Below are 10,280 nucleotides of genomic sequence, written 5' to 3'. Positions count from 1 at the left end.
AGTGGGAATTTATTAGGGAATCTTACAATTTCAAATAGTATTACAAATATTGAAAATGCCAATGTCAAAGCAAGTGGTTTAGGACCCAGCCTAGCGTACCTCCCCGCACGGTTTATGATCTGACGACCGGTAAATATTCTAAGTACTCGATCGAAGCCCCTTAGATTAGAGCCTGCAACATTTTCTGCGATAAACTTAGCCTCTTCTCCAGCCGCCCCCTCAGCAGTGCCAAAAACATCAAATAATGAGCAAGCAGATAGCACTTCTTTTTCGTCAGCCCTAATACCGCCGTCACCATCAATCAATTTCCTAACGACGGAGCTGCTTTCAATCGAACCAAGCAACCGCCCCTCTTTTTGGTATTGCTCTGCGATAAGAGTTGCCATTAGAGGATAACCCTGAGCAAATCGAGCTACGCGCTCAACTTCGCTAGAATCCATACCAACCAAAATAGGTGTCAAAAGCCGCTTTATCGCCTCATCTGACAAAGGAGAGAGATTAATATGAATAGACTCATCCACTTGCTCATCTGAGTAACCAATAGTAACCAGTTTAAGAGAGCACTCAGTTTTATTGACTTCCTTAGCCAAGAGGTTATGCAAGCTAATACTGCAATTCTCTATTACTACTAGACCATGAACACAATCTTCAACCATTGCTTTAACACTATCTTTGATGACTGTATCGTATCCCGGAGCATTGAAGACAAGGACATAAGCTTCGTCAATAAAAGGTGACTCATCAATAGCCTTCAATAACGAGCGTGTTTTACCTAACCCAGATGCTCCTGTCAGCCTTACTACAGCCCGCTCTAGTTCCAATGCAGAAACTAGAGCTTCCAGATCACTTGCCCGCTTTTCATCACTTGCATAGTGATAACTATGATTTCTCTCTACACGCTTCCAGTCTTCAAGATCACGAGATGCGGAATTTTTGTATCTAGCAACTGTTATCTGCTCTAAAATGAAGCGCTTAAAAACAATATAAGAGGAAGATTCTATGCTTTCCGGCTTTACAATCGTTCGGTGATTAACGTCGTTAATTGTTTCTATCGCATGCTCGCGAAAAATACTCTTAGAACTGGAAGAGGAAACAATGTCATCATTGGCCGAAATGATGCTTAATATTTCCAATTTGCTATTTAGCCCGCTGTTTACCCATTGATCATTTAAATCATCCAACTCACCCGAGTCTCGAGTTAGGCTCTTCAAATGGCGATTTCTAAAAGCCAAATACTTTCCAGCATTTGCGTAACCGGAGCCATCGTGCGGAACATCAAAAAAACAAACTTTTACAATCTTGTGGTTGATATGTTTATTTTCTAGCAGGAGGAGCACTTTCTTTAAGATAACTCCTCCCAAGCTGTGACCAGCCAATATGATGTCATCATTTTCTATGTCGCAGCGTGCTTTGATATCTGTAAGCACTCCATTTGCGATATTTAAAACACTTGGAGCTCGCCTCCATATTCTCCATAGGCTAGGGGATTCATACCCGCAAGAAATGACATCATACCCAATGTCTTTGTCCTGCCTTAAAAAATCAGGAAAGCTTCCCCAGGTGTCACCAGCAGTTCCACCCAACCCATGAACTAGTATTATTTTTTTGGCCATTGAATATTTCGATCCTAATAATTTATAGAGGAAGCAAGGACTCTAATTTAATTTACCTAAAGAAACGAAGCCCAAGGTACTGTCGATGAGACTCAGGTCATATAACAGGTATTAGATAGCACGCGCGTTAAAGAATGTTATGCTGCACGCTCGCTCATCTCTTAGCTTATTGAAAAAGCCAAGAATTAAGTATAGCTCGGCTACATTACCCCAACCGCAGCGCATGCAACATAACATCGATGAACGTGCCAGCTGCCTTTGCCGGGACGGCCAGCTTGGATCGTTATCCGCCATTAAGAGCCCCCTTTCGTAGATTGCTACTCAGCACGCGAGTCACGGCTCGATCTCCCCGCCAGCAGCTTGAGGATCAACAGCGCGAACTGCCTTCCCGTCTCCTCGTTCTCCAACAGCGGCATACTGAGCTTCTCGTGGTCGCTGAGGGCGTCGAGAACGGCGTCGGCCACCTTCTTAGGGAACAGGCCGTGCATCACCTGGTCTTCGCTGTGGTTGCGCACCTGGGCCATCACCGCTTCGTCGCGCTCGATACGGTCGGCGATGCCGTTGGCGAAGTGCAGCTTGTCGTCGTCGCTGACCTCGGCGCCGTAGAGATCATTGAGACGGTCGATGATCTCGGCTAGGCGCTGTTTCTCCGGATCATGTGGCTTGCCTGAGCCCACTTCGCTGACCGGGGTGAGGCCATAGTCACCCTCAGCTTCCTCGAGGCGCAGGCGCTTCTCCTCCCGCTTGGTGAGGCGGTAGTGGGTCAACTCCAGCTCACTGACGTCGATGCTCTCCTCCTCCAGCAGCCGGTCGGTGCGCAGCAGCGGGTGGAGATGGCGAGCGAAGACGCAGAGCTGCTCCAGCCCGGGATCGTCGAAGGTGACGATCTGGCTGAGGAATTCATAGGTGCGCACGAAGCTCTGCAGGTTCTTGCGGAACAGGTCGAGCTCGTCGCGGGTGGTGCCGGCCTCCTTGAGCTCCTGCTCGGCGCGCTTCAGGCCCTTGTCGTCGCCGTTCTGTTCGGCGGCCTGGCGAGCCTCCTTCCAGACCTGGAGCTGCTCCATGGCCAGCTGGTAGCGCTGCTTGAAGCGGTCCTGAGCGGGGCGGCAATGGTAGCTGAGGCTGGAGGCCGGCGCCTTGGGATCGAAGAAGGCCTTGGCGAAGGCTTCCACCTCGGGCCAGTGGTAGATGCCGCTGGCGTCCAGGGTGCGCTGCAGGTCGTAGACCACGTTGGGATCGGAGACATCGGCCAGCTCGGCCTTGCGGTAGTAGGGCGCGAAAGCGTCGAGGATCTCCTGCTCGGCGTTGTAGAAGTCGAGGATGAAGGTCTGCTTGCCGGGGAACAGCCGGTTGAGCCGCGAGAGGGTCTGCACGCAGTCCACATCACGCAGCTTCTTGTCCACGTACATGGCGCACAGCTTTGGCTGGTCGAAGCCGGTCTGGAACTTGTTGGCGGCGATCATCACGTTGTAGTCGTCGGTATCGAACGCCTCGGCCAGGTCGCGGCCTTTCAGCCCGGGATTGAGCAACTGGCTGGTCTCGGTGACCTCCTCTGGAATCTCCTCATCGGGCGGCACGCTGCCAGAGAAGGCCACCATGGGATGACGTCCGCGTAGCCCTGCTCCTCGATGTACTTCCGCATGGCCAGCTGGTAGCCCACCGCCTCCTGACGACTGGCGGTAACCACCATGGCCTTGGCCTGACCATCGAGCAGGTGGCGGACGTTATCACGATAGTGTTCAACGATGATCTGGAGACGTTGGCCAATATTATGGGGATGCAGCCGAACCCACTTGGCCAGGGTGCGTGAGGCCTTCTTGGCATCCACCTCCTGCTCCTCACCAGCGGGATTGGCGATCCTCCAGGCAGTCTTATAGGTGACGTAATTCTTCAACACATCACGAATGAAACCCTCCTCGATGGCCTGGCGCATCGAGTAGAGATGGAACGGCTCGGGCTTGTTGTCGGCGCCGGCCGGCAGATCGGGATCCGGCGGACGGCCGAACAGCTCCAGGGTCTTGGCCTTGGGGGTGGCGGTGAAGGCGTAGTAGCTGATGCGCTCGCTGGGGCGCCGGGAGGCCACGGCGGCATCCAACATGGCCTGTGCACTGATCTCGTCGTCATCGCCCTCTGTGGTCTCGCCCGCGGCCGCTAGCAACGCCTTGAGCTTGCTGGCCGAGCTTCCGGTCTGCGAGGAGTGGGCCTCGTCGGCGATCACAGCGTAGTCGCCCTCGGCGAGCTGCGGGCGCTTGTCCAAGGCGTCGAACAACGCCGGGAAGGTCTGGATGGTGACGATGATGATACGGGTGTTGCTGGCCAGGGCCTCAGCGAGCTGCTCCGACTTGCTCTGGTTACCGATGTCGCGGGTGATGGGCCGAACCACGCCGTGGGCATGCTCGAACTGGTAGATGGTTTCCTGGAGCTGGCTGTCGAGCACTGTGCGGTCGGTAACCACAATCACCGAGTTGAAGAGCTTGGTGCCATCCTCAGCGTAGAGGTTGGCTAACTGGTGGGCACACCAAGCGATGGAGTTGGACTTGCCGGAGCCAGCGCTGTGCTGTACCAGGTAGCGCCGCCCCGGCCCCTCGGCTAGGGTGGCCTGCACTAGGCGTTTGACCACCTCCCACTGGTGATAGCGGGGGAAGATCAGCGTCTCCTTAGTCTGGCGGCGGCCGTGGAAGTCTTCGCTGGTCTTCTTCTCCAAGTGCAGGAAGCGACCGAGTACCTTCAGCCAGGCATCCGGTGCGAACACTTCTTCCCACAGGTAGGCAGTGACGTAGCTCTGCTCGTCCGGTGCGGGCGGGTTGCCGGCGCCGCCCTCCTTCGTGCCGCGATTGAAGGGCAGGAAGAAGGTGTCCTTGCCGGCCAGCTTGGTGGTCATCGCCACTTCGGCCTGACTCACCGCGAAATGGACAAGGGCGCCGCGCTTGAAGGTCAGCAGCGGCTCCGGCTTGCGGGTGACGGGGTCCTTGATCGGACGGTCCTGCCGGTACTGCCGCTTGGCGTTCTCCACCGTCTGCTTGAACTGGCTCTTCAGTTCCAGAGTGGCGGTGGGAATGCCGTTGACGAACAGCACCAGGTCGAGGCGGGGGTTGTAGCTGTCGCCGCCGCCCTTGCCCTTCTCGCGGGCGTGGGGCGAGTAGGAGACTTCGGGCACCACCCGCAGGCGATTGGCGCGGTAGCGGGCCAGGGAGTCGGGATTCATGCCGTGGTCGGGTTGGAAGCTGCAAAGATCGAACTTCACCCCCGGCACCTTGAAGCCGTGGCGCAGCACCTCCAGGGTGCCGGCCCGCTCCAGCTCGCGGACCACCTTCTGCACGAACACCTGCTCCGGCGCCTGGGGATTGGACTTGCAGAACTTCTCCCAGCGCTCGGGCCAGGCCTCCCGCACGTAGCCGAGCAGGTCCTCGGTATAGAGCGCCGAGACGCGATCGTAGCCGCCGGCCGTGCCGGCCTTCCAGCCATGGGCCGTCATGGCCTCGATGATGTCCTGCTGGAAGCGGGCTTCCCTGCTGTCCGCCATGTTATCCCCTGCGCTTGGCGTAATTATGCGTAACAGCCTAGCGCTTCAGGGATACAAGGAGAAGGCTACTTAGGACGATGCCTCATCCACTGGAGGCAGTGCCACAAATGAATGTCAGGGAAGCCTGCTTCCGCACTTGAGTGGCATATCGATCGAGGAAGGTGAGTAAGCCTTCGCACTCCCAGGTTTATATCGCGTAACGAAAACGGCCGCTGAGGCCGTTTTCACGTTTATTTCTAAACCGTGCTCTCGCCGCCGCGACAAAATGGAGCTTGCGGCATTACGTCAGCTCGGGGACTGCTCCACCGATGGAGCGGCGGCGCTGACCTGCTGGTCTTGCCACTCGCCATAGGAGAGGCCGCTGCCCGCGACCTTCCAATCGATTCGGCCGTTGGCCGCGCGCCCCACCACGATGGCGGCTGCAGCACTGGGGCTGGAGAAGGCATAGTCCTTGGTGAAACGCCGCAGACCATTGCCATCATCGACGAGCACCCCCTCCTCACAGAGCTGGGCATGCTGCTTCTGATAGCTGTGGTAAGGGCCCGCCCATTCACGCCGGGCCAGAGAGCCTTCCAATACGAAGAACTCACCATCCACTTCCTGCCCCACGGCTTTGATCCCGTGTCTGGAGGCTTCCAGGACGAACCGTGGCGAGGCCTGAGCATCTTGGGGATCGGGTGTTCCAGTAGCGGCAGATGGCTTTGTGGCATCACGCAGAAAGTCCAGCCCCAGAACCGGCAGCACGGTGCGTACCTGCTCCATGAAGAAGGCCATGTCGGCGCGGTCGGACTCGGGCAAGCCGATGTACTCGTGAGCGGTGCCGTTGATCAGCTTGCAGCGGCCGACCTCGCCGGCGTTCTTGATCAGCAGGCTCTCCAGGTACTTCACGTGAGCCTTGGTCAGGTTCTGATCCTTGCTGGTAACCAGGCAGACTCTCTCCCAGAAATCCTTGCCGCCCTTATCCTCCGGACGCTGGTGTTGCTTGAGGCGGGCCCCGACGTCGTCGCTTTCTCCGATATAGACCATCGGTCGTAGACTTCCCTCGGGGTCCGTCCCCACCAGGAAATAGATCCCGGTGCGGCCGCACTCTGGGCGCTGGACCAGCTCTCTGAGCTTGCTGCGCGGCCCGGTGAGCACGTGACCGGTCCAGTTCATGATCTCGGCGGTCAGCAGGCCGTTAGGTGTACCGTCCACCAGGAAGAGTCGGATGCTGCGTCCTTGCGTCATACCATCTCCGTTTGCGTGGCCTCGCTGGATGCCGTTGAGCCCTCAGGCGGCTGCCAGCCGCGCACGTCGATCTTGCCGGTGACGGCGGCGGAGATCAGCGCGGAGCGACGTTCTTGGAGCAACTCACTGCCTTGTAAGGCTTCGCTGATAAGTCGTTGTGTTTTCCTTTCAGTCAACCTGACCTTTTCTACCAAATCACGCTGCTCTTCAATAGGAGGAACAGGGACTCGAATCCGTGACAATATTTCAGGATTGAGATTATCCATGGTCGAACCAACCGATTCGATTTGAAGCAGGCCTCGAACCAGAGGGGTCCGGATAAACATGGAAACAAAGTCAGGATCTGCACGCTCACTCAATAAAATTTTCATCGACCCTGTTCCACACAACCACCCCGACTCTTCTGATGAGACTACTGCACAGCGACCCATTTCGCCTCGGCGACCAACCACTACCTCACCCTCAGACAACCGCTGATGAGTCAACCGCTCAACAACTTCTGGAGTTACGGTGGATGACGGGTCAGGCAAAATTTCCCCATCAACAATGTTGGAGGGGTTGATGACTGGAACGCCACCTTCAACATATTCGTGTGAATGAAGTTGGCTACCAAACGGACCAGTTTGGATTTGGCGTGAAAGCAAGCCAAGAGGGGCTACTTCCCAATGCACCGGCACTTCTCCCAGCCACTCCACACCGGAGTCCTTCATCGGCACATCAGGATCCAGCCCCTTGGTGACGGCATGGGAGATCACCGCCTGGCGCTTTTCCTTGAGCAGCTCGATCAGGCGCTGCTGCTCCTCCACCAAGGCGTCGATGCGGGCGGTTTCGTAATCCAGAAAAGCAGATACTTCCACCTGCTCATGACTTGGTGGTAGAGCTACTATTCTTCCCCCCATCGTGGACAATGGAATTCGAGAACGAGTTGAACCTGTTGAAAGTAAACCTGCATCAGCCTCTGCACCGGCTGAAAGCTGATATGCCAAAAAATCAGGGAACGCCCGCTTAGTATCCAGCCTGAACCTGAAGCAGTCGGCTTTAACCATTGCAGGAGCAATACTGTATGGGGCAACACAAGCACGCCCTACTGCGTTATTATCATCACCTAGCCCAGCAACGAGGAGGTCGCCACCAATCACATCGCTCTTAGCTATTTGCTGGCGGTAATAGTCAGCATCGATATAAGCTGCATCTTCTCCATTGAAGAAATATTTCTTTATATTTTGCAACCGAATGACACGCACACCATTATCACGGTAATGCTCAGACTTTATCGCAGACCCGAATGGACCATCACACTTCTCAATCGAAATCAGGCTGAGCTTTAGTTTTTCCCAATGCGCCGGCACCTCTCCCAACCATTCGACGCCGGAGTCCTTGTATTCGGGGTATTTCGGGAAAGTCATGCCTTTGCCCCCTCTCTTGCGTTCATCACTGCTTCTCGCCAGAAAGGCTCCGTATCCCAATGCCCAGGGAAACCCATATGTGGACGTGAGACCTGGGGATAGTGATCCAGCAGTGTCACCAGTCGCTCAGCCCACTGGCTGGTAGGCGACACGACCTGCATCAGCGACTCGATCACCACGAGCTGGAGGTACAGGCGCCTTCGAGGGTCGAGACGCTGCTCGGGGTGCTCATGAGACCCCGTCTCGATGCTACCGGGGATGCTCGGCCAGCCGACCGGAACCTTTCTCGGCATCTCGGGACGGCTACCAAACTCACGGTTCCACACTCGGCCATGGTGGGCACAGACGTTGCGCAAGTCGGACAGGCTGCGGAACCAAGATCGCAGCACCGGCATCTTCCAACCGAAGTGCCGCTCGATGCGCTGGGTATCCTTGGGAAGCCGCAGCTTGGCCAGCAGGGTCGAGACTTCCTTGAAGGTCAGCAGCTCCACCGCCATCCAGATGGGCGGCTGATTGGGGGCTGATCGGTACTTCGTGCGATAGTGCGCCAGGAAGGTCTCGATCTCTCGTCCCTTGGCCGCGTTCTCCAGCTTCTCCAACAGCCATCCATGGTTGTAGCGGGTATCGAAGATCTCGGGATCCAGGTAGCCGTGAGGGCCATGGTGCTCAGCCAGGGTGTTGGTCAACTGAGCGCGTAGCGCGACTTCCAGCCGTTCGATGGCATCAAGCAGCAGCAGGCGGAGCTCACGATCGAACACATAGAGCCTCAGCACATCCTCGAAGGAGGTGTCCTCCAGAAAACGATGCTCCTGGAGGCCTGGCTGGTAGAAGGGACGCGTGTAGGCTGAAAGGCGGAAGTAGCTGATATTGGCCAGGTAGTGACGCACCCGAGCCTCGTCGGGTATCGCCAGGCCACGGCTGCATAGCGTCGCGATCTGCTCTTCAATGCTGTGTGCAGGCTTGTGGAAGTCGCTCATGCCCGACCTCCAGACGCAAAAAACCCGCCAAAGTGTGCTTCAGTGAGAGGCATGGCGGGTGTGTTACCCGACATGCTAGGGCATGCCCTCTGCACTGTCAATGACTGGGTAAGACAAGGCTGAGCGCCGCCCTTCCTCATGCCGACAGCTCCTCGATCATCTGCTTGATCCGGTCTGTGCAGGCCTTGAGGTCGGCGTCGATCTCTTCCAGCGGGCGCGGCGGCGTGAAATTATAGAAGTGCCGGTTGAAGGGGATTTCGAAGCCGACGATGCCGATTCGGCCGTCCAACGGGTCGCGCTTGTCCTCATCGATCCAGGCGTCGGGGACGTGGGGCTTCACCTCACGCTCGAAGTAGTCGAAGACTGGCTCGTCCAGCGGCACGTTCTCGTTATCGCGCAGGCCGGTGTCGGGCTCGGGGTTGCCCTTCTTGTCCAGGCAGATGTCCGCCTCAGGGTCGCGCTCGGAGAGGGCGTTGAGAATGGCCTTCTGCACCGGGGCGCCGACCTTGAGGCCAGCCGCCTTCAGGGCGGCCTTCAGCGCCTTGATGAAGGCGTCGCGGTTGGTGAACGGCTCAGGGTCGAGGGTGGTGCAGGCGGCCTTGAGGACCTCGCGCTCGCCCTCCTCGAGCCTCTGGATCGGCTTCTCGTCGTCGAGCCGGGCCAGGCGCTCGGCGCTGGCCTGGAAATTGAGGCGTAGCGGGCGCTCCACGGTAATCCGCCGGTAGCCGAAGGCCTCCACCGGGAAGCGCTTGCTCTCCTCGTTCTCCTCGAAGGCGCCGTAGAGGCGCACGATCTCCTCGATGTCGCGGTCGGCGACGAACTGGCGCTTGCTGCCCAGCGACTTGCGCATCTTGCTGGCCCGGCTGGTGGCGTTGATCAACTGCACCTGGCCACGGCGCTCGGCCGGCTTGTGGTTGGAGAGGATCCACACGTAGGTGGCGATGCCGGTGTTGTAGAACATGTCGGTGGGCAAGCCGACGATAGCCTCCACCAAATCGTGCTGCAGCAGGTAGCGGCGGATCTCGGACTCGCCGCTGCCGGCGCCGCCGGTGAACAGCGGCGAGCCGTTGAGGATGATGCCGATACGCGAGCCGCCCTCCTGGCGGGAGCGCATCTTGCTCACCAGGTGCATCAGGAACAGCAGCGAGCCGTCGGAGACCCGCGGCAGGCCGGGGCCGAAGCGGCCATCGTAGCCCTTCTGCTTGTGCTCGGCAGCAACCTCTTTCTGTACCTTCTTCCACTCCACACCGAACGGCGGGTTGGAGAGCATGTAGTCGAAGCGTTCGGCGGGGAGCTGGTCGTCATTGAGTGTATTGCCGAGCTTGATCTGCTCCACCGCCTGGCCCTTGATCAGCATGTCGGCCTTGCAGATGGCGTAGGACTCGGGATTGAGCTCCTGGCCATGCAGCGAGACGGTCACGTCCCGGCTGACCTGCTGAATGTACTCGTCGCTCTCGGAGAGGAAGCCGCCGGTGCCCGCGGTGGGGTCGTAGACGGTGACGATGCCGTGGGGACGCAGCTTGTCGTCCTGGCC

General features: G+C 57.6%; 7 protein-coding genes. All 7 read right to left on the bottom strand.

Going from position 1 to position 10,280, the window contains the following annotated elements:
* Positions 1-1,613, bottom strand: a 1,613-nt coding sequence (locus AC3AYF_RS13515) for an esterase/lipase family protein (RefSeq protein ID WP_487779850.1), incomplete at its 3' end; no start/stop codon positions are given.
* A gap of 317 nt (positions 1,614-1,930) precedes the next feature.
* The gene (locus tag AC3AYF_RS13510; RefSeq protein ID WP_487779849.1) at positions 1,931-3,211 is read right to left on the bottom strand and encodes a type I restriction enzyme subunit R domain-containing protein; all 1,281 of its coding nucleotides are present in this window, start codon (positions 3,209-3,211) and stop codon (positions 1,931-1,933) included.
* Positions 3,124-5,136: a DEAD/DEAH box helicase family protein gene (locus tag AC3AYF_RS13505; protein WP_487779848.1), complete on the bottom strand. Its 2,013-nt coding sequence runs from the start codon at positions 5,134-5,136 to the stop codon at positions 3,124-3,126. The genes AC3AYF_RS13510 and AC3AYF_RS13505 overlap by 88 nt, the downstream gene beginning before the upstream one ends.
* Before the next feature lie 285 nt (positions 5,137-5,421).
* Entirely contained in the window at positions 5,422-6,363 is a 942-nt protein-coding gene (locus AC3AYF_RS13500) for a GIY-YIG nuclease family protein (RefSeq protein WP_295040074.1), read from the bottom strand.
* The gene (locus AC3AYF_RS13495; protein WP_295040072.1) at positions 6,360-7,769 is read right to left on the bottom strand and encodes a restriction endonuclease subunit S; all 1,410 of its coding nucleotides are present in this window, start codon (positions 7,767-7,769) and stop codon (positions 6,360-6,362) included. The genes AC3AYF_RS13500 and AC3AYF_RS13495 overlap by 4 nt, the downstream gene beginning before the upstream one ends.
* Positions 7,766-8,746, bottom strand: coding sequence for an Abi family protein (locus AC3AYF_RS13490; protein ID WP_295040070.1), 981 nt, complete (start codon positions 8,744-8,746; stop codon positions 7,766-7,768). The genes AC3AYF_RS13495 and AC3AYF_RS13490 overlap by 4 nt, the downstream gene beginning before the upstream one ends.
* A gap of 136 nt (positions 8,747-8,882) precedes the next feature.
* On the bottom strand, positions 8,883-10,280 hold a 1,398-nt coding region (locus AC3AYF_RS13485; protein WP_295040068.1), incomplete at its 5' end, for an HsdM family class I SAM-dependent methyltransferase.

It is taken from the genome of Salinicola sp. (genome assembly GCF_982684285.1).
The sequence above is the reverse complement of the archived record's forward strand: the minus strand, read 5'-3'. Positions and strand labels throughout refer to the sequence as shown.